The organism is Thermophilibacter provencensis, assembly GCF_030372065.1.
In the GTDB taxonomy this organism is placed as follows: domain Bacteria; phylum Actinomycetota; class Coriobacteriia; order Coriobacteriales; family Atopobiaceae; genus Thermophilibacter; species Thermophilibacter provencensis_A.
Window position 1 is genome coordinate 314,691 of record NZ_JAUDEA010000001.1, and the last position, 20,587, is coordinate 335,277.

Sequence of the window (20,587 nt, forward strand, 5' to 3'; positions counted from 1 at the left end):
GACGATGAACACGAAGACGATGGACGAGCGCATCGCCGACGCCGAGGCGCACCTCGCGAAGCTCAAGGCGGACCGCGCCGAGCGCATCGCGAAGGAGACCGCGAAGCGCGACGCGGGCATGGCCCGCATCGCGTTCGGGACGAGCATCGAGGCGCTGGTGCGCTCCGCGCAGCAGCGGCAGGTGCCGCTCTCGGGGTCGGTCGGCGACCTGCTCGCGGCGCTCTTCGAGGAGCGCGAGGAGCAGCGCCTCGCCGAGGACCGGCGTCGCCGCGCGGAGCGCAAGGCGCGCCGGGACGCGGCTGAGGCGGAGCAGCGCGGCTAGTGCCGCGCTCGCGGGGTCCCGGTCTCGTGCCGGGGCCCCTGCGCCCCGTCCGAGCGAAGCGAGGACGGCGCAGCGCCCCGAAGGGGCGGTGGCGTGCGGAGCACGCCACGTACTGCGTTACGGGTGTGCGGGCTTACGCCCTGCACACCCGTTTCAACAACCGACGCGAATCAGGGAGGCCACGACATGGGCGAGAAGGTGAAGGCGAGCGTCCACTCGCAGCGCGGCGGTTACTCGCTCGCGCACAACGACGGCAGCCTCTACCGTGAGGATAACGACAAGTTCAAGAAGGGCCGTCGCGGCAACGTCCACATCAACCCGGACGGCTCCGAGCTGACCGGCGGGCGTCAGGTCGGAGTAACCGTCAAGGCGGCGCGCAAGTGGTACAAGGCGCATCTCGGCGCCGAGTACGAGCGCGCCGTTCATTCCGACGGCTGGAAGCGCAACCCGGGCCGCCGGAAGACCTTCGACGAGTTCTGCGACATGAAGCGCAACCAGATGAACGAGACGATTCTGCAAGTCGGGAACGTCAAGACCACGTTCGACACGACGCCCGCGCTCCGCGCGGGGCTCAAGGCCATCAACGAGTGGCAGGCAGGCCTCAACGCGCGCGCCGCCGCGAACGGCTCCAAGGCGCGCATCGAGACCGTCGCCATCGACCTGCACCTCGACGAGAGCCCGCACGTCCACAAGATTGACGCCGTCCTCGCGGACGACGGGACGATGAACATGGACGCGGCGCTCAAGGACATGGACATCGAGAAGGCGCATCCCCCGCGCAAGATGATTAAGCCGAAGGGGAAGCGCAAGGCGCGCCCCGAGACCGACAAGGAGTACGAGCGCCGGTGCACGCGCGTCTCGACCTACACCGCCGAGATGCGCCGCGTCTTCGAGGACGCCGTGGACCAGTGGTTCGCCGAGAACGGCTACGGCATCCGGCTCGACCGCGAGCGGAGCGACCGCGAACACATGGAACTGGACGAGTTTCGCGCCACGCACCAGCGGGCCTACGAGCAGGGTGTGGCTGCCGCCGAAGCCGAGGCGAAGGTGGTCCGCAACGCCGCTGAGGCGGAGGTTAAGGCCGCCAAGCGGGAGGCCGTGCAGGCAAGGCGCGTGCGCGACCTCTACGCGGGTGAGAGCTACCAAACGAAGGACGGTCACACGGCGCTCGGCACCAAGGGCCTCAAGGCCGAGAACGCGAGACTGCGCGCCGAGAACGAGCGCCTTGAGCGCGACAACGCCGCCAAGCGCGCCGAGGGCGTGCGGATCGACGCGGCGAACGCCGCTCGCTCCGCCGCGCTCGACGAGCGCGACCGCGCGCTCAAGGCGGGCGAGGAACGGCTCGCCGAGGACCGCGCCAAGCTCGACGGCGACCGCGCCGAGGCGACGCGCCTGCTCGACGGTTACGACCGCCCCGCGACCGAGGCTGACTATTTGCCGCCGCACGACCCCGCGAACATCGGCGAGCGCGTCGTCGCGGAGAAGCGGGCGCACGACGACTACTGGGCCGCCTACCGCGCGAACGGGCACAAGCCGCCGACCGTCCATGAGCCGGGCCTGCGCGAGACGGTCAAGGTCACCAAGGAGGCGCGCGCGGGCTACGAGCAGGCGACCGAGGAGTCCCGCCGCGAGCGCGACGCCCTGCGCGAGTTCCGCGAGGGCTTGGTCTCGCTGCTTGAGGGCCTGTGCGGGTCGGTCAAGCGAATGCAAATGGACAACGACCGCAAGGGCCGCAAGGCCACGGCGAGGTTCTTCAGGACGGTCCACGGCGTCTTCTCCGAGGCGCTCACGACGCTCGACGACGCCCTCGTGCCCGAGGCGTCGACGCTCGACCGCGCGGCGTGGGACGAGGCCCTGAGCGCCGCCGAGGCCGAGCAGGCCCGCGCCGAGGGCCGCGCGCACGCGACCGCGACGGCCCGCGTCCCCGCGCCCGGCGTCCCGCGCGAGGTGCGGACCGACTGGGAGCCCCGCAAGCAATCCAACGACAGGGGCATCGAGCGTTAATGTCCGGTCGAGGTGCGATAATATAATCAACGTTGTTCTAAGGAGGAACCATGCCGTCAGTCACCCAACGCATCAAGGAAATCAAGCAGCCGCGCGGCGGTTACGTCAACCCTCGCAAGGCTCTCAAGGAGACGAACCTCGGCATCGTGCCGCCGCACGACCCCAAGGAGGAGAACGTCAGCCCGGGCCTCGTGGGCATCGCGGTGGACTACCTTACACGCTTCATGACCGGCACCCCGGTCAGGGAGGCGTTCGACATCAGCTATCTCGGCGCGTCCATCATCCTCGAAGACGCCGATTTTTACGGTAAGCAGGTGACGGGGCTCGACGACCGATCGATTGTGGCCGCCATCAGACTCGCGGGCTTCGATACGGTCTACCGTGCCGGGCGCATGACCTACCGCCCCGTGGAGGAGATTGACCCGAACGCGGCGACCATCGAGAACGTGCGCGCGATGGTGGAGTCCGGCCTCAAGTTCTTCGAGGAGTACGGTCCCGTCACACACGACGGCCTCACGTTCGAGGGGGCCTACACTGACACGGTGCAGACCGGCGACGGCGACTTCATGACCGCCGACACGCTCTGGGACTTCAAGTGCTCCGTGAACCCGCCGACCAACAAGCACACGTTGCAGGTGGTCATGTACTGGCTCATGGGCCTGCACTCGGTCCATGCCGAGGAGTACCGCGCCGTCAAGCGCCTCGGGTTCTTCAACCCGCGCCTCGGAAGCGTCTACACGTTCGACGTGGCGGACATCCCGGCGGAGACCTTGCACGAGATTGAGGTCTCGGTCATCGGTTACGACGAGGGTGCCGCAATTTTCTAGCATCAACTGCGTCATACCTCGCTTTGCGCTGAAAAAGCCCGCCGTCAGGCGGGCTTTTTCACGGCGCCGATGCTGGTCACGCCGCCAAGTCGTCTGCGGTCGCGAGTTCGAAGACGGTCTCCGTCGCATGGATCATCGCGGCAACGTATCCCGCTAACCACGTCGGGTCATAGCATCCGCGCTCTTCGTCGGAAAGCATGCAGGCTGCGTTTTCCAGCATGGCGTCAATGAGTCGTTTGTCGTGGTCGTTCATCAGTGTTCCTTCCATTTGATGTGAATGCCCGTGTAGTTGAACTTCCGCCCACGTCCTTTGGTCGTCACGGACTTCTTGTCAATAGTCACGGTCATCAGGTAGTCGATGATGCCGCCGACGCGAATCGGGTCGTCTGCGATGGCATCGAACGCCGCGACGGGGTCGTCAGCGGTCAGGATGCCGCCGGTCGGGTCCGTCGTGAGGCCGTCGCGCTCGGCGATGAGGCGGTCGCGCCGTTCGGTTTCCTCGTCCGTCCACTCCTTGAAGTGCGCACCGCCGATGAACCCGGCTCGATAGTCCTCCTGATACCGCCTTAGTTTCGCCTCGCAGTCCGCCAGCTCGGTCTCGATTTCCGCGAGTCTTCCCGAGTCGTCGTGCGGGAGCAGTTGCGCGAGGTCGCCCCGCGCGAGCCGTTCGCGGACCGTCCGCAGAACGAGGTCGTCGATGGGCTTCTGCAACCGGCACGCGTGACCCGGCGTTTTGCAGCGGTAGCTACCGCTTCCCGCGTACATGACCCCGCCGCAGACGCCGCAGCGGTAGATGCCCGAGCCGATGTGCTTTCGCCAGTTCGGCTGCTTCCCACGCTGCCGTGCGAGTGCCTTTTCGCGTGCCGCGTACCACTCGGCCTCGGTGATGATGGGCTCCCAGTCGCCGTGGACGGGTTGGCCGTCGTCGTCTCGGACGATGCGCTCGGCGACGATGCAGGAACGTTGACGGCGCTTCATGCCCGGCCTCGCGGGCTCCGAGACGTAGGCGACGAATCCGCAGTATTTCGGATTGATCAGTAGGTACTTCAGCCGCGTGCGTGTCCACGGCTTCTGAGGCCCCTTGAGGCCCGCTAGGGCCTCTCGTAGGGCCGGATATGCCGTAGAGCCGTCATCGCCGTTCAGCGCCCGCAGAATGGCGTTCGTGGCGTGGCCTGAGAGGTACGCACGGTAGCACGCCCGCACGAGCGCTGCCTCTTCGGGGATGATTTCGCGGTCAATCGTGTACCCGTAGCAGCGTTGCGAGCCGCGCCTCGGTCGTCCTTCGAGCGCGTGTTGGAGGTTTGCCCGCCGCTCGCGCTCGCCCTTCCGCGCGCTCTCAAACTCGGCATTGTTGGCGAACATCGTCGCGAGGTAGCGCCCGTCGGAGGTCGTGAGGTCGAGCAGGCCGCAGTCGCTCGTGCAAATGCGCAGACCGTCCTCGGGTCGCTCTCCCTGAACCTCGCTGACCATGTCGGCGAGGGTACCGACGCGACGCACGAGGCGGTCGAGCTTCCACGCCACGATGACGTCGAACTTGCCCGCCCGGAAATCGTTGACCATGCGGTCGAACTCCGGGCGGTCGATGCCCGAGTAGGCAGACTTCGACTGGTCCACGTATTCGGCGGCGACCTCCCACTTGTGCCAGCGACAGGTATACTCGCAGTCTTCGCGTTGTCTACGTATCGCGTCGCCCTTCTTGTGGCGGTCTTGTGAAATTCGCAGATAGATGGCCGCCCGTTTGATGCTAGACTCCGACAAAACAGCCTCCCGACCTCGCGTTTTACCGACCTTTGCGAAAATTGTACCCTCGTGACCACGAGTACGCCCACGAGAATGGCGTACTCCGTCGTTCCCTGGCCGCGCTCGTCCGCCACCACGCCGCGCAGCCAAGCCGCCCCACCCGCAATTTGCTCTCGCATTTCTCGCTCCCTTCCTCTGAGGGCACATGCCCTACCCAACCATCACCGCGGACCCAAGAAGCGGGCCCAGAATCGCCAGAAACATCGCCGGCACGATCAGCGTCCCCAGGGGGACGAGCATCTTCACGGGAACGCGCTCTATCTCCTCCTCAACCTGCGAGCGCTGCTCCTCTCGCATGGTCTGCGCCTGGCGCTCAAGCGCCTCGGCGAGCGGGGTCCCAAAGGCGAGGGACTCACCCACCACGGAGGCAAACCTTCGCAACGCGGTCACGTCCAGCTCCTCGGCCAGCTCCCAGAGGGCGGTCTCGCGACTCACGGCGCCGATCCTCCAGCTGAGCATCGCCTCGGAGAAGGCGCGGGCGAGCACGTTCCCGTAGCGCGAGCAGTAGAGCTCGAGCGAGGCGTCAAAGGAGAGGCCCGCAGAGAGCCCGAGCGTCATCACGTCGAGAAGCACCGGCAGCTCGCCGAGGCACTCCCTCCTCCGCCGCAGGCGCTCCTCAGCACGCGCTGCACGACGGACCGGCGGCAGGCGCGCGACGAGCTCCGTCACCCGAGACAGGGACGACGCGACCCTCCGACGCGAGGTTCTTCTCGGCAGCCGAGAGGCAGCCATGACCGAGCACGCCCCTGCAAGCGAGGCGGCGCCGAGCAGGGCAACCGAGCTCACGTCCACTAGATCACCGCCCTCACGAGCCGCCTGATGAGAACGAGCGCAAGGGCGTCGAGTCCCGCGGCGAGAAGGACGCACCCCATCCCAACCGGCGTGAGCAGACCGCTCTGAAAGTCCGGCGAGATGATGGCGAGCACGCCGACCATCACCACGGGCAGCAGGCAGACGATCTTCACCGAGAGCCTCACCTGCGCCGTCTTGACGGCGAGCAGCCGCTCGAACTCCCCCTGGCGCTCGGCGAGCCGCGCGGACCTCGTGAGCAGGTCGCGCAGCGGGCTTCCCGTGCGGTGCGAGATCACGAGCGCGGCGGCGAGAAGGTCAGCACCCGAGACCTCGAGCTCCTCGGCAAGCTGCCTAACGGCGTCCTCCGTGCTCACCCCGCACCTGAGGCGAAGCGACATCCTCGCGAAGATCCCCGCTGCCGCTCCACGCTCGTGCGCACCCACGTACTCCACTGCCTGGGAGAGTGTCTGGCCCGAGCCGAGGGCAACCGAGAGCGTTCGGTAGATTCCCGGCATCGCCATGGCAACCTCGCGCTTTGCCCTCTGGCGCCTGGAGGCGTCCCGAGCAGCAACGAGGGCCACGGTGGCCACGCCTGAGGCAACCCCGGCAACCACGGACCAGAACACCGCGCTCGCCGTCAGCGTAACGAGCAGCACGGCGCAGACCAGAGAGGCAACGGCACCATACGCGTCAAGACCGACCTCCCGTGCCAGCGCGGTATCCGCGAGCTCCCCCGCCGCGCGCCGGGTAACGCCCAGCTCGAGCAGGCGAGAGAGCGGGCGCGCCCTCCCCATGCGGCCGAGCAGGCGGACGGTGCGACCCACCGTCCTTCTCAGCCGCCCCGTTGAGAGGAGCTGTGAGGCATCCGGGTCTCCCCCAAGAAGGGAGAACGGGGCAAGCGCGGCAGCAAGGGCCGCCATCAGGGGAAAAGCGATCTCCATGACTCCACCTCCCCCGCGTCAAGCAGGCCGTCCTCCAGGGCGGTGGCCACGAAGGTGGGCTCGGCAACGAGCCTCCACGAGCGCGACGCAAGGTCAAAGGAGACGCGCTCATCGAGCTGGACCGCCCCGCCGGGGCCACGCGAGACGTCGGTCAGCGACGTCACGACGCGCGTGCCGTCCGCAAGCCTCCTGGTCACGACGATGAGGTCGATGGCCGTTGCGATCTGCTCCTCTATGAGGTTGGTGGGGAGGTCCATGCCAAAGCGCGCCATGAGCACGAGGCGCATCACCGCCTCCTCGGCGCTTCCCGCATGGAGGGTGGTGAGCGAGCCGTCATGACCCGTGCTGAGCGCGTTGAGCATGTCGACGCACTCCTCGCCGCGCACCTCGCCCACGACGATCCTGTCCGGCCTCATGCGCAGGGCGTTCTTGACGAGCTCCCTGATCGTGATCTCCCCGGATCCCTCGATCGAGCTGTCCCGCGCCTCGAGGCGCACCACGTTGGGGTGGGTGTCAAAGCGCAGCTCGGCAGAGTCCTCTATCGTCACGATGCGCTCGCCAACGGGAATCTCGCAGGAGAGCGCGTTGAGCAGGGTCGTCTTTCCGGAGCCCGTTCCCCCGGCAACCGCGATCGACCGTCGGACCCGCACCGCCCAGGAGAGAATCTGGGCGAACCAGGCGGGAAGGGACCCAAGATCCACCAGGCGCGAGAGCGAGCGTATGCGGTCGGAGAACTTCCTGATGGTCACCGCCGGCCCATCGATGGCGATGGGCGCCGCAACGGCATTGACGCGGTCCCCATTGGAAAGGCGCGCGTTCACGATGGGGCTCGCACGGTCAAGACGGCGCCCGAGCGGCGCGAGAATGCGGTCCATGACGATCATGATCTGCTCGGGGGAGTCAAAGACGGCGTCTGCAGGGTAGAGCTCGCCGCCGCGCTCGAAGAACAGGGCGCCGCAGCCGTTGATCATAACCTCGGTGATCTGGTCGTCCTCGAGCAGCGGCTGGATGGGGCCAAGCCCGCACACCTCGTCGATGACCTGGCGCAGCAGCGTCTCCCGCTCGTTGGCGTCAAGGGAGTCATGCTCCTGCGTGTTGAGAATCGCCTCCAGGACAACGCGGATCTCCGAGCGCGCCTGGCGCACGTCTCCCTCGGCGAGCATGCTCGCTATCGTGGCGAGGCCCAGGCGCTCGATGAGCCTGCCCTTGAGCGCCTCGCGCTCCGAGCGCAGGCGAGCCCTCGTCGCCAACGCCGGGGCGGCGTCATGCTCCCGCTCGACCTCTCGCACGCGCTCGAGGACGCCCATGCTACCTCGCCTCCCTCCTCAGCCCAAACAGGGACCTCAGGCGCCCGGACCGCGTTCCCTCGGCGGCGCGGCGCGCCTCGTCATGCTCCGGCAGCCTTCCCAGCTCCTGGAGCAGCTGCGCCAGAAACGTTGCGACGGAGTCCGCAAAGGGGTAGCCGGGCTCGGCGAGGTCATACGCCTGCCCCGACGAAAGGAGGTCACCGACCTCCTGCCTGCCGTCAAAGACGCGAAAGACGCGCGCCGCCTCAAGCCCCACCTCGGCCCTGCCGAGGGCGTAGTTCGTCTTCTCCCGAGGATCCGCCCGGTTCTCGAGCCGCGCGACCTTGGTCCTTGCCACGCCGAGCCTGATGGCGAGCCCGCTCATGCGAGCCACGGACGAGATTGACCCCGTCTTGCCGTCGGAGACGATGACGAGGCGGTCTGCCATCTGCGCCGCCTGCGCCACGGCGTCCGTGAAGGTGGTCGACGTGTCAACGAGCACCAGGTCATACTCGCGCGCGGCAAAGTCGAGCACCGCACCCGCGTACGGGAGGGCGAGCTCGGCGGTCTCGGGCAGGTCGCAGGGGCCCATCGCGCTGACCCCCGGCGCCGCGGAGACGCAGAGCCTCCTCAGCTGGTCGTCTCCCGGCACCCCGTCAACGGAGGCGAGCGAGGCGAGGTCGGACTTTCCCGGCGCGCCAAAGCACCCGCGCGCGTTACCGCACGAGAGGTCGAGGTCGACCAGGCACGCGCGCATGCCCCACCGTGCCGCGACGCACGCGGCAACGGAGGCCACCGCGGTCTTGCCCACGCCCCCGCGCCCCGAGCACACAACCAGAATGGGCGCGCGCTGCGAGATGTCAGGCAACTCGATTCCCCTCCGAGCCGGGACGAGCGGGGCGGGCACGCCTGGACCCCCATCCAAAGGGCCCGCCTCACTTCTCGCCCGCGGCTCTTCGGGAATCTCGGAGAGGTCAACCACGAGGTCAATCCCCGCACGCGCGGCACGGGACCGCAACGAGCCGGAGACGCCCTCCTGGGCAAGGACCACGCATCGCGCGTTGCCGTCATTTGCCACGGCGGCGGCGAGGTTTATGTCCGAGACTCCCTCGGACGCCGGGCCCACGGCAACGCCATACTCGCCGGGCTCGCCGCACGCCACGCGTTCCCGCAGGTCATCGCACCCGTTGGCAAAACACGCCGTGATTCCCTCGTCAATGACGCCAAGCGCCCGCAGAAGCGCCTCGCGACTCTTCTCGGCGCAATAGACCATCCAGGTGCTCATGCGCCCTCAGCCTCCCCCGTCTCGCTGGCAGTGACCTCCGTTGGGGTGACAGGGACCTCCTGGGTAAGCTCGAGCGCACCCTCGCCGGGAAGCGCCAGGCGCAGGCTTCCCTCCCCGCTCGCCGCGAGGACCTGCGCCACGTCCGCCGGAGCAACGGCCACCGTGACCGAGCCCGAGGAGAGCGGACCGCCCGAGCCCTGCGGGGAGGCAAGAACCTGCAGGTCATCTGCGAGGAGGCGCACCCCCATGTCCGACACCTCGTACGCCGCGAGCGTGGCGCCCACTTCCATCGACGAGGCGATGCCCATGTCGTCGCTCACGGGAACGGAGAGCGCCATGCGGTCCGCGGGAACCTCGACGGCATCCTCCGCGTCACGAAAGTTGAGCGCCGTGAGCGGCACGCCCGCCGAGACGGGCACGCTCACCTCGTCGCCGAGGACGGTGTCTATCCCCGTCACCGCATCGGCCGGCGCGAGGTCTGAGACCCAGTCGCGCTCAGCAACGTTACTCCTGTCTATGACCCCGCCCGCCTCTATGGTTTCCGTGGCCACGACGAGGCTCACCACCTCGCCGCCGTAGCGCTCCAGCGCCTCCGCGCGGGCGCGCTCGGCCTCCTCTCGCGTGTGCTCGCCATAGAGCAGGCACGCCATCGCGGCCAGAACCGCGCATGAGCCAGATAGCACCAGCCTAAAGCGTCGTCTCATGGGCCTCTCCCCTCTCGCCGCGCCCCCTTTGGGCGGTCGGTGAGGGAATTCTCGCCCCATGAGGCAGGAGCCAGCGGATTCTTCCGAGAAAGTCGGACACGAACCTTCCCCGTAGCCGCCGGCTATCTGCCAGGTTTTCTAGAGGCGCATGATTTATGGGGCGCGCCAGAAGCGATGCTCAACTATTTTTGCAACCACCACGCACACACGTCCTCCACATGAGAGGAGTGCGTAGTTTCTCGATTGATTTAAATGACCACGTCCGGGTCGAGCGCTTGAGCGCTCGCGCGCATCTCCTGTGCCAGGGCAAGGTAGCAGCGAAGACGCTCGTCTGAGATGCCCCCCGCGGCATGCAGGGCGCGCACCTCGCACCCGGGCTCGTGAACGTGCGTGCAATCGTTGAAGCGACAGACGCCCGCGGCCTCCGCAATCTCCGGGAAGGTGACCGAGAGTCCCCGCTCGTGACCAACGAGCGGGAGGCTCCTCAGGCCGGGGGCGTCGGCAATGGTTCCCCCGCCCGGAAGCTTCACCATCACGCGAGCAACCGTGGTGTGACGGCCCTTGTCGTCACGCTCGCGGACCTCGCCCGTTGCCAGTGCGTCATGGCCGAGAAGGGCGTTGAGCAGCGTGGACTTGCCGGCGCCGGACTCGCCGAGGATCATCGCGCAGGTGCCGGCGGGAACGCAGGAGCGCACCTCGTCGAGGCCCTCCCCCGCCGCGGACGAGGTCACGATCACACGGACCTTCTCGCCCACGAGGCTGCGCACGCGGCTCACGTCGCGCTCGAGCTCCTCCTGCGAGCAGCGGTCCGCCTTGGTGAGCACCACGATGGGGGTCGTATGGCAGTCGTTTGCCAGCACGAGCGAGCGCGCCACGCGGTCGAGCAGCACGTCTCCCGCGCCGAGCGCCTGGACGATGAGGATGGTGTCAACGTTGGTGGCAAGAACCTGCTTCTCTCCACGGCTGCGCCCGCGCCAGCGCTCAAACGACGTGCGGCGCGGCAGCACGCGCTCGATGACGCCCATGTCGTGACCGGGAGCGCGACGAACGGCCACGCAGTCGCCCACCGCGGGCAGCAGGCACTCGTCCTTCTCGGCGTCCTGCTTGGCAAAGGAGACCGCGTGCTCCGCGCGGAAGGCGTCATCCGCGGTGACCACGAGGGGGTATCCCCGGTCCAGGCGAACCACAAAGCCCAGGTGCATCTCACCGGCGTTCTCCGACGCGGCGAGAAACGCCTCAAAGGCGGAGCGCTGAGCGTCGTCCAGGCGAAGGTCCCCAAAGGACGGCAGGTCACGCAGGGCGTCGATGGCAGGAAGGGTGATGGCCTGCGCGCGGCTCTCGCGCCGCTTGCGCACGGACTGGTTTTTCTGGCCCCGCTTTGCCACACGCGCCCCGTTCTTCTCGGCACCACATGTCCCCTGAGATTATAGGGCGCGCGGGAAGCCCGAAACCCCCGTGCTCCAACGTTGACCCCCGTTGTCCGCAAATTATTGAGGACAACGGGGGTCCAGACACGTTCTTCTCGGCGGAGGGTCCGTGTTGTCCGCAAAAAATTGCGGACAACAGAGGCTCAGATGGGTTCTTCAGGGCCGCCAGGGCCCATTGTCCGCAATATTTTGCGGACAACGGCGAGGAGCCCGCCTAGCCCGCACTCACGGCGTACCAGCCGGTTCCCTCGGCACGCCAGCCGATCTTCACCAGCGCGTCATTCTCCTTCTTGCTCGTGGTGTAGTTATGGGTGGCGGTCACCGCGTAGGGGTTGAACTGGCGCAACACCGGCACCGAGCCGCCCGAGTACCAGCCCACGCCCTCGTCCGTCCAGCCGATGGCTACCAGGGAGTCGCGCTCCTTGGCGCTCGTGGTGTAGTGGTGGTCGTCGTTGTAGCGGTTGAACAGCCGGTAGACGGGGTCGCCCGAAGCCGGCGCCACCCAGCCCACGCCCTCGTAGGTCCAACCGATTTCGGCCAGACCGTTCTTCTCGGAAGCCGACGACGTGTAGAGGTGCTCGCCCGTGTACTGGTTGTAGAGGCGATACATCGTCACGGTCTTCTCAGCGGAGGGGGTGTCCCCCGGCTTCTGTTCCTGTCCCGAGCTCACGGGCTTCCAGCGAGCGTAGAGGGTCATGGAATCTGTCGAGACGCGGTCATCCTCAAAGTCCCAGGTAAGGTTGCCGTCCGCCGTCGTGTACCACCCCACGAAGACGTATCCCTCGCGCACGGGATCGCTCGGTCGCGCCACTCGCTTGTAGACCTCAACCGCCTGGGAGGCAACCTTAGAACCGCCCTGGGAGTCAAACGTCACCGTGACCGGCGGGAACTGACCACAGTTGTTGTAGTCGACCTCGTCGTCGGTCATCGGGTCAAAGTCTGCCCACTCGGCAATGAGCCACAGGTCGTCGGTCACAGGATTGGTGAAGTCATATTCAACAAGGCCCATCTGCGTCACGTAGTACCAGCCGGCAAAGATGTGATTGCCCCACTCGGGATCCTCAGGTTCAATGACCCACGAGCCGTCCTTGACCTGCTGCGCCGAGATGCAGGGGCCGCCCTGGGTGTTGAACTCGACCGTATGGTACGTGCCGTCTCCGTCCGTGGCCGACCATCCCTGCTTTGCGAGAAGGGACGAGAGCGTCTGCAGACCCGTGTTCACGTTCACCACCTGGTTGTTCTCGTTGATAAGAACGACAAACGGCAGCATGATGTTGCCCGAAGTGCTGCCGGACGCCCGAAGGGCACTCTGCGCCCAGTTGTAGTAGAGCCTTGACTGCGCGGCCGTGGTCGGCGAGGCAAACCGGACTCGGCTCGTCTGCCGAGAAGAGAACGCCTCGGCGAAGGCCTCCCTCTTACCGTCGTTGTCCAAGACAATGAAGGTGATATCAGAGCCCATGGCGGCGATCTTCTCCGCCTGGGCGATGGTATTCGTGGTGTTGGAGCACGTTGGCCTGCCTACGATGACAACGCGCCGCGTTCCGCCGTACGTTTCCTTGAGGGTGGTCGTCTTGCCGTTGAGCTCGTAGAGCGCAAGGTCACCCGCGTCAAAGGCTGCCGCGCTCGCCACCTGCGGCACTACCAGGCAGGCGAGAAACACCATCAGTGCGGCAAGCGCGGTCGCAAGCCTATTCCTTCTCATTATCTTCCCTTCTCTTGTCTGCCGGTCTTCTCGCGTCTATCGCCACGCGCCCTGAGGCTCGATGCTCAGGTAGAGGTCCGGGTACTCCTGCGCCACGGACTGAATCTCGTCAACGTTGTCGAGGCGGTTATACGCGCAGTTCAGGTCTCCGCCTCGCTCCCCAAGCTTGCGCACGAGCGCCACGTCGAGGTGAGCGATCCGGTTGGCCTCGCAGGTCACCCGGCGCAGGTCCGGGCACCCAGAGACATCCAGGTCAAGCGCCGTGAGGTCGTTGAACGAGACGTCAACGATGCTCAGGCGCGACAGCCCGTCAAGATCGACGCTCGAGAGCCCGTATGCGATCAGCCTCACGGACCGCAGCTTGGGAGCCTCGGAGAGCTCGGGCGCCGCGACTCCGGCAAAGCAGCCGGCTTGGACATCAAGCTGGGTAAGGGAGTCGTTCTCGCCAAGCTTCACGCCCTCGAACGCGCGCGGGCGGGTGTAGGACGTCACCGCATCCCACGACGTGTCGCCCCGCACGATCCAGTCCGCGTTTATGTATCCCGCAAGCTCGAGCTTGCTCAGGCTGGACAGGTCAAGGCCGCTCAGCGTCCCCTGGTCCCAGATCTCCATGACCTCAAGCTCCGTGAGATTTGAGAGGTCGATCGTCTCCAGGTAGATGCTGTTGTTCTCGTCATAGGAACCGAGCATGAGCGCGGTGGCCCTCGAGCCCTCCTCAAAGGAGAGGTGCCTCATCTTGGCGAGGTTGGGGGTCTTCTCCTCCTTGAAGTCAACGCAGTCGATGTCGCCGCCCTCGTGGCGCGCCGGCACGATGACGGACTCGTCCGAGCCCGTGTATCCAACGATGTCAAAGGTGCCGTCGTCGTTCTTCTCGTAGACAAAGTCGTCCTCGGGCGTGACCGGGGGCTCCTCGGGCGTGACCGGGGGCTCCTCGGGCTCGACTGGGGTCTCGGGCTCAACCGGCTTCTCGGGCTCCGCGGGCTTCTCCGCCACGCCGTACCACGCGGTTCCCTCGTAGCGCCAGCCCAGCTTCACGAGTGCGTCGCGCTCCTCTTCGCTCGCGGTGTAGTGGTGCGTGCAGGAGAGCGCGTAGGGGTTGAACAGGCGGTGGAGCTCCACGCCCTTGTCGTCGTCGGAGTACCAGCCCACGCCCTCCTGGCGCCAGCCGATCTCCGCGAGCCTGTCGTACTCCCCCTTGCTGGTGGTGTAGTGGTGGTCGCCCTGGGGCGCGTAGGGGTTGTAGAGGCGGTAGACGGGGGTGTTGGAGGTAACCGGGGCGGTCCAGGCAACGCCCTCGTAGGTCCATCCGAGCTTCCTGAGCCGGTCGCGCTCGACGGCGTCCGCGGTGTAGTGATGCTCGCCCGACCAGTGGTTGTAAAGGCGGTACATGTCCTGCGTGTCCGCCGCGCGGGCAACGGACGGCAAGAGGAGCACGAGCAGGGCCACGAGCAGCGGGGCAACCCTGCGGAGCGCGGGCTTGGGCGACATGGGGACTCCTTTCAGACGGTGACCCCACCATACCTGAAAGATTGCTGAGGACAGGGGGGCGCGCCCGCGAAGGACCCCCGTCCCGGCGCCGAGCGGTCTACCTGGCCCAGGGCACATTTGCGTTGTCCGCAAAAAAATGCGGACAACAGGGGTCCAAGCGCGTTCTTCTCGGCCGTAGGTCAGTGTTGTCCGCAATTATTAGCGGACAACAGCGAGTCGAGAGGGGCACGGGGTCGAGAAGGACCTAGGGTCGAGAAGAACCCCAAAGACAAGAAGGGGGCGCCAACCCGCAGGTCGGCGCCCCCAAGAGGCTCGATTCCGGAAAGGACTACTGGTCCTTCTCGATGCCGCGCATGACGGCCTTGTAGACCTCCATGATCGGGATGATCAGGAACGCAAGGCCAAGCGCGGCGGCCAGCGCCTCCATCGGGAGCTCCATGAAGCCGAACATATCGGCCAGGAACGGCACCTCAACCACCACGACGGTGAGGATGAAGGCAAGAAGCGCGGCGCCCCACAGCCACTTGTTCTGCGTCTTCATGCTGAACAGCGACGCGCGGCGGCTGCGCATGTTGAAGCAGTGGAAGATCTCGACCATGGAGAGCGTGATGAACGCCATGGTGACACCCTCCTCGTCGGCGGTGCCGGCGATCATGTCCGCGATGTTGATGTAGCCCATGTCGAGGTAGACGCCCACGAAGAACGAGGCCAGGACCAGGGCGGTGATCACGATGCCCTGGAAGACGATGTCGACGCCCATGCCGCCGGCGAAGACGCCGTCGGAGGCGTTGCGCGGCTTGCGCTTCATGACGTCGCCCTCGGCCTCCTCCATGCCGAGCGCCAGCGCCGGGAAGCAGTCCGTGATGAGGTTGATCCAGAGCAGCTGGACCGGCTGGAAGATCGTGAAGCCCACGAGCGTGGCCACAAAGACCGAGAGTACCTCGGCGATGTTGGCGGAGAGCAGGAACTGGATGACCTTGCGGATGTTGTCGTAGATCCTACGGCCCTCCTCCACCGCGTTGATGATGGTGGCAAAGTTGTCGTCCGCGAGGACCATGTCGGCCACGTTCTTGGTGACGTCGGTGCCGGTGATGCCCATGCCCACGCCAATGTCGGCGCGCTTGATGGACGGAGCGTCGTTCACGCCGTCGCCGGTCATGGCCACGATCTTGCCGCGGCTCTTCCAGGCGTCGACGATGCGGGCCTTGTGCTCGGGCTGGACGCGCGCGTAGACGCTGTACTGGGTGACCTGCTCCTTAAAGTCCTCGTCGGAGATCTTGTCGAGCTGGGCGCCCGTGATGGCGTGGGAGGCGTCGTTGATGATGCCGAGCTCCTTGGCAATGGCCACGGCGGTGTCGATGTGGTCGCCGGTGATCATGACCGGGCGGATGCCGGCCTCCTTGGCCTCCACGATGGCCTGCGTGACCTCCGGGCGGACCGGGTCGATCATGCCGGAGAGGCCCACAAAGGTGAGGTCGTGCTCAAGGCCGGCGGGCGTGCAGTCGTCCGGCAGGGCCTTGTGCTCGCGAACGGCGCTCGCCAGCACGCGCAGGGCCTGGTCGGCCATGGACTTGTTGGCGGCCATGATCTGGGTGCGGCGCGCCTCGGTCATGGGCTCGACGGTGCCGTCGGCGTTCATGACCTTGGTGCACAGGGCGAGAACCACGTCAGGGCCGCCCTTGGTGTACTGCTCGAAGGTGCCCTCGGGGGTCTTCACCACAACGGACATCATCTTGCGGCCGGAGTCGAAGGGGGCCTCGCCCACGCGCTCGTAGCGCGCGTCGTTGCCGCCCTCGTAGAAGCCGGCCTTGGCGGCGTCGTTGACGAGCGCGCACTCGGTGGGCTCGCCCACGGCCTCGCCCTTCTCGGCGTCCCACTTGGCGTCGGAGCAGAGGGCCATGGCGCGCAGGTGCAGGTCCTCGGGGCCGCAGAGCTCGTGCTTGGTGACGGTCATCTTGTTCTGCGTGAGGGTGCCCGTCTTGTCCGAGCAGATGATCTGGGTGCAGCCGAGCGTCTCCACGGCGGTCATCTTGCGGATGATGGCCTGACGGCGGCTCATCTTGGTGACGCCCATGGAGAGGACGATCGTGACCACGGCCACGAGGCCCTCGGGGATGGCGGCAACGGCCAGGGACACGGCAACCATGAAGGTGTCGAGGATCATCTCGGGGTTGGAGCCGAGCTCGCCGCCGTGGCGGATGAGGTCGACGGCAAAGATGATCACGCAGATCGCGAGCACCAGCTTGGTGAGGATGCCGGAGAGCTCGTTGAGCTTGATCTGGAGCGGGGTGAGCTCCTTCTTGGCGGTGGTGAGGGCGTCGGCGATCTTGCCCATCTCGGTCTTCATGCCGGTGGCGGCAACGACTGCCTTGCCGCGGCCGTAGACCACGGTGGAGCCCATGTAGCACATGTTCTTGCGGTCGCCGAGGGGCACGTCGTCGGCGTCGGCGGCAAGCGCGATCGGCTCGACGTGCTTCTCAACGGGCACGGACTCGCCGGTGAGCGCCGCCTCCTCGATCTTCATGGATGCGCTCTCCAGGACGCGGCAGTCCGCGGGCACGGAGTCGCCGGCCTCGAGAAGGACGATGTCGCCGGGGACGAGGTCCGCGGAGGGAAGGTGCTCGAGCTTGCCGTCGCGGATGACCTTGGACTGCGCGGCGGACATCTGCTGGAGCGCCTCGAGGGCCTGCTCGGACTTGGCCTCCTGGACCACGCCGAGCACGGAGTTGATGATGACAACGGCCATGATGATGATGACGTCTGCCCACTCCGGCTCGCCCTGGATCACGCCCGTGATGGCCGAGATGAAGGCGGCCACGATGAGCATGATGACCATCGGATCGGCCATCTGCTCGAAGAAGCGCTTCCAGAGCGGGGTCTTCTCCTCCTTGTCGAGCTCGTTGTGGCCGTACTGCGACAGGCGGCTCGAGGCCTCCGCCGCGGTGAGGCCGCTCTCCTCGTTAGAGGAAAGCTCACCCAGCACGTCGTTGGCAGACGCTAGGTACTCTTTCAACGTATTTCTCCTCCTGGGTAGGACATTGGCCCGACAGATTGACGCCCGGTCATAATTCCCCAGGAGGGGCAAGGGCTCGTCAAGGCTGCCATGTCGGGCAGCTGACAGAACAATCGTCAATTTTACCCAATTTCCTGCCAATAAAACATTGAAAACCTGTGATGCGGCGGGGCGGATTGGTGACAAGGGTGACAACCTACCCTGTCACCCTTGTCACCAATCCGCCCGCCATCACTTATACGAAACCGATTTCAGATTCAAGCTGTTTTCGGTGAGCGAGGTGCTTACGTACCCCTTGCCTGCGCTAAACTTGGCTTCGGTAGGCTAATGTTCTGCGCCTTCGCGCAAAGGGAAAGGAAGCGTCTGAATGAACATCCTCTTCTACGGAACGGCCAGCTACGACAAGGATTCGTTCCAGAAGGAGCTCGCTGACTACCCCGAGATCAAGATCGACTTCACCGAGTCCAACCTCACGCCCATGACCGCGGCGCTCGCGCGCGGCTATGACGCCGTCTGCGCCTTCGTCAACGCGGACTGCGGCGCCATGACCCTCGAGATTCTCGCCGGCTTTGGCGTCAAGCTCCTCCTCATGCGCTGCGCGGGCTTTGACGCCGTCAACGTGGCGGTTGCCCAGGACCTCGGCATGCGCGTCACACGCGTGCCCGCGTACTCCCCCGAGGCCATCGCCGAGCACGCCATGGGCCTCGCGCTTGCCGCCAACCGCCGCATCTGCAAGGGCTACATCCGCGTGCGCGAGAACGACTTCTCCCTCGACGGGCTCGTGGGCAACACGCTGCACGGCAAGACCGCCGGCATCATCGGCACCGGCCGCATCGGAGCTGCGCTCTGCCGCATCTGCAAGGGCTTTGGCATGAAGGTCCTCGGGTCCGACCTCTACCCCAACCAGGCGCTTCTCGACGAGGGTGTGGTCGACGAGTACGTTGACTACGACGAGCTCTACCGCCGAAGCGACCTCATCTCGCTCCACGCCTTCCTTAACGAGGAGAGCCGCCACATGATCAACGACGACTCCATCGCCAAGATGAAGAACGGCGTGATCCTGGTGAACACCGGCCGCGGCGGCCTCGTGGACACGCAGGCGCTCATCCGCGGCATCCTCTCCGGCAAGATTGGCGCCGCGGGCATCGACGTCTACGACGAGGAGGGCCCCAACGTCTACCAGAACCGCGCGGGGCAGGTCATCGACTCGGTGACCGCGCGCCTGTGCTCCTTCCCCAACGTGGTCATGACCAGCCACCAGGCCTTCTTCACCCACGAGGCCCTTGCTGAGATCGCCCGCGTCACTCTCGACAACGCCCAGGCATTTGCCCACGGCACCGACTTTGTTGACCGCAGCGTCGTCTGCTAGCCAGCGACGCTGTCCCGACCCCCGCTCATAGAAAGGGCACCCATGGCATTCAACAAGAAGAAGACCAAGATCGTCTGCACGATGGGTCCGGCCACCGAAGACGAGGAGGTGCTGCGTCAGCTCATCCTCCACGGCATGAACGTCGCGCGCTTCAACTTCTCCCACGGCAGCCACGAGTACCACCGCAAGAACATCGAGCGCGTGCGCGCCCTTTCCCGCGAGCTCGCCATCCCCGTGGCCATCATGCTCGACACCAAGGGCCCCGAGGTCCGCACCGGTCTTCTCGAGGACGGCCAGAAGGTCACGCTCGAGACGGGCAAGACCTGCATCATCACCACCGACGACGACGTCGTGGGCACCGCCGAGCGCTTCTCGCTTGACTACAAGACCCTCCCGCAGGAGGTCGAGAAGGGCACCGTCATCCTGATTGACGACGGCCTCATTGGCCTTGAGGTCGACCACGTCGAGGGCACCGACATCTACTGCACCATCACCAACGGCGGCGAGCTCGGCGAGCGCAAGGGCGTGAACTTCCCCAACCTCAACATCAACCTGCCCTCCGTCACCGCCCAGGACCGCGCGGACATCATGTTTGGCTGCGAGCTGGGCATTGACGCCATCGCCGCCTCCTTCATCCGCGACGGCAAGGCCGTCCAGGAGATTCGCCGCATCTGCATTGAGATGGGTACCCCCGACGTCCTCATCTTCCCCAAGATCGAGAGCGCCCTGGGCGTCAAGAACTTCGACGAGATCCTCCACGAGGCCGACGGCTGCATGGTCGCCCGTGGCGACCTCGGCGTTGAGGTGCCCGCCGCACAGGTGCCCCACATCCAGAAGACCATCATCAAGAAGTGCAACCAGCACTACAAGCCGGTCATCACGGCCACGCAGATGCTCGACTCCATGCAGCGCAACCCGCGCCCCACGCGCGCCGAGATCACCGACGTTGCCAACGCCATCTACGACGGCACCGACTGCGTGATGCTCTCTGGCGAGACCGCTGCCGGCAAGTACCCCATCGATGCCGTCAAGACCATGTCCGAGATCTGCAAGGAGACCGAGAAGTACCTGCCCGAGCGCAAGGAGTACCACGACCGCGGCGGCGTGCGCAACGTCAACGGCGCCACCGGCTTTGCCGCGCTCGAGATGGCCGACCGCGTGAACGCCAAGTGCATCCTCGCGCCGACCAACTCCGGCCGCTCCGCGCGCCTCATCTCCACGTTCCGCCCGAGGATGCCGCTCTTTGCCACCTCGCCGCGTGAGCAGACCATCCGTCGCACCTGCTTCTACTGGGGCGTCTACGCGTACCGCACCACCGAGCAGGGCTCGCTCTCGAGCACGCTGTACAACGCGCTCGTGACGGCCAAGAACAACGGCCTCGTGGAGACCGGTGACATCGTGGTCATCACCGCCGGTGACCCGCAGACCTCCCCGCGCCTGGGTGACTACACCACCTCCACCAACATGGCGATGGTGGCGCAGGTGCAGTAGGCGCAACTCGCTCCACGCACGTTTGAGGCCCCGCGACGCAGCTGTGTCGCGGGGCCTCTTGTGGACCCGCGCCGACGGTTCTTCTCGCCGGGGCGTCGGCCCGCGTCCCCGCTCGGCCCGCCCGTCCGGGACGGCC

General features: G+C 66.3%; 16 protein-coding genes. 5 read left to right on the plus strand and 11 right to left on the minus strand.

Annotation, left to right across the window (positions count from 1 at the left end; genetic code table 11):
* The first annotated feature begins 4 nt into the window (after window positions 1-4).
* The 3 genes from QUW25_RS01490 to QUW25_RS01500 all read left to right on the plus strand — a co-directional run bounded on the left by QUW25_RS01490 (window position 5) and on the right by QUW25_RS01500 (window position 3,153).
* On the plus strand, window positions 5-322 hold the full coding sequence (locus tag QUW25_RS01490; RefSeq protein WP_289510464.1) for a hypothetical protein: 318 nt from the start codon (window positions 5-7) through the stop codon (window positions 320-322).
* A gap of 186 nt (window positions 323-508) precedes the next feature.
* Window positions 509-2,326, plus strand: a complete 1,818-nt coding sequence (locus QUW25_RS01495; RefSeq protein WP_289510465.1) for a hypothetical protein — start codon at window positions 509-511, stop codon at window positions 2,324-2,326.
* Between the two features lie 50 nt (window positions 2,327-2,376).
* A complete protein-coding gene (locus tag QUW25_RS01500; protein WP_289510466.1) occupies window positions 2,377-3,153 on the plus strand; it encodes a hypothetical protein in 777 nt (258 codons plus the stop codon).
* Window positions 3,154-3,229: 76 nt separating this feature from the next.
* On the opposite strand, the gene QUW25_RS01505 is transcribed toward QUW25_RS01500, so the two are convergent.
* The 11 genes from QUW25_RS01505 to QUW25_RS01555 form a co-directional block, all read right to left on the minus strand.
* Window positions 3,230-3,406 (minus strand): hypothetical protein, encoded by a 177-nt coding sequence (locus tag QUW25_RS01505; protein ID WP_289510467.1) that lies wholly within the window; start codon window positions 3,404-3,406, stop codon window positions 3,230-3,232.
* A complete protein-coding gene (locus QUW25_RS01510) occupies window positions 3,406-4,911 on the minus strand; it encodes a recombinase family protein (protein ID WP_289510468.1) in 1,506 nt (501 codons plus the stop codon). The genes QUW25_RS01505 and QUW25_RS01510 overlap by 1 nt, the downstream gene beginning before the upstream one ends.
* A gap of 192 nt (window positions 4,912-5,103) precedes the next feature.
* Window positions 5,104-5,745 (minus strand): type II secretion system F family protein, encoded by a 642-nt coding sequence (locus tag QUW25_RS01515; RefSeq protein ID WP_289510469.1) that lies wholly within the window; start codon window positions 5,743-5,745, stop codon window positions 5,104-5,106.
* Window positions 5,745-6,686: a type II secretion system F family protein gene (locus QUW25_RS01520; protein ID WP_289510470.1), complete on the minus strand. Its 942-nt coding sequence runs from the start codon at window positions 6,684-6,686 to the stop codon at window positions 5,745-5,747. Before QUW25_RS01520 ends, QUW25_RS01515 begins: the two co-directional genes overlap by 1 nt.
* Window positions 6,665-7,993, minus strand: a complete 1,329-nt coding sequence (locus tag QUW25_RS01525; protein ID WP_289510471.1) for a CpaF family protein — start codon at window positions 7,991-7,993, stop codon at window positions 6,665-6,667. Before QUW25_RS01525 ends, QUW25_RS01520 begins: the two co-directional genes overlap by 22 nt.
* Before the next feature lies 1 nt (window position 7,994).
* Window positions 7,995-9,257, minus strand: a complete 1,263-nt coding sequence (locus QUW25_RS01530; RefSeq protein ID WP_289510472.1) for an AAA family ATPase — start codon at window positions 9,255-9,257, stop codon at window positions 7,995-7,997.
* Complete coding sequence (locus tag QUW25_RS01535) at window positions 9,254-9,961, minus strand: SAF domain-containing protein (RefSeq protein WP_289510473.1); 708 nt, start codon at window positions 9,959-9,961, stop codon at window positions 9,254-9,256. Before QUW25_RS01535 ends, QUW25_RS01530 begins: the two co-directional genes overlap by 4 nt.
* 248 nt (window positions 9,962-10,209) lie before the next feature.
* Window positions 10,210-11,346: a ribosome small subunit-dependent GTPase A gene (gene rsgA / locus QUW25_RS01540; protein ID WP_289510474.1), complete on the minus strand. Its 1,137-nt coding sequence runs from the start codon at window positions 11,344-11,346 to the stop codon at window positions 10,210-10,212.
* Window positions 11,347-11,602: 256 nt separating this feature from the next.
* Window positions 11,603-13,090: an InlB B-repeat-containing protein gene (locus QUW25_RS01545; RefSeq protein ID WP_289510475.1), complete on the minus strand. Its 1,488-nt coding sequence runs from the start codon at window positions 13,088-13,090 to the stop codon at window positions 11,603-11,605.
* Between the two features lie 36 nt (window positions 13,091-13,126).
* Window positions 13,127-14,578, minus strand: coding sequence for a hypothetical protein (locus QUW25_RS01550; RefSeq protein ID WP_289510476.1), 1,452 nt, complete (start codon window positions 14,576-14,578; stop codon window positions 13,127-13,129).
* 328 nt (window positions 14,579-14,906) lie between these two features.
* A complete protein-coding gene (locus tag QUW25_RS01555; RefSeq protein ID WP_289510477.1) occupies window positions 14,907-17,591 on the minus strand; it encodes a cation-translocating P-type ATPase in 2,685 nt (894 codons plus the stop codon).
* 367 nt (window positions 17,592-17,958) lie between these two features.
* On the opposite strand from QUW25_RS01555, the gene QUW25_RS01560 reads away from it, so the two are divergent.
* Both QUW25_RS01560 and pyk read left to right on the plus strand, forming a co-directional pair.
* Window positions 17,959-18,960, plus strand: coding sequence for a 2-hydroxyacid dehydrogenase (locus QUW25_RS01560; protein ID WP_289510478.1), 1,002 nt, complete (start codon window positions 17,959-17,961; stop codon window positions 18,958-18,960).
* 42 nt (window positions 18,961-19,002) lie between these two features.
* On the plus strand, window positions 19,003-20,451 hold the full coding sequence (gene pyk / locus QUW25_RS01565; protein ID WP_289510479.1) for a pyruvate kinase: 1,449 nt from the start codon (window positions 19,003-19,005) through the stop codon (window positions 20,449-20,451).
* The last annotated feature ends 136 nt before the right edge of the window (window positions 20,452-20,587 follow it).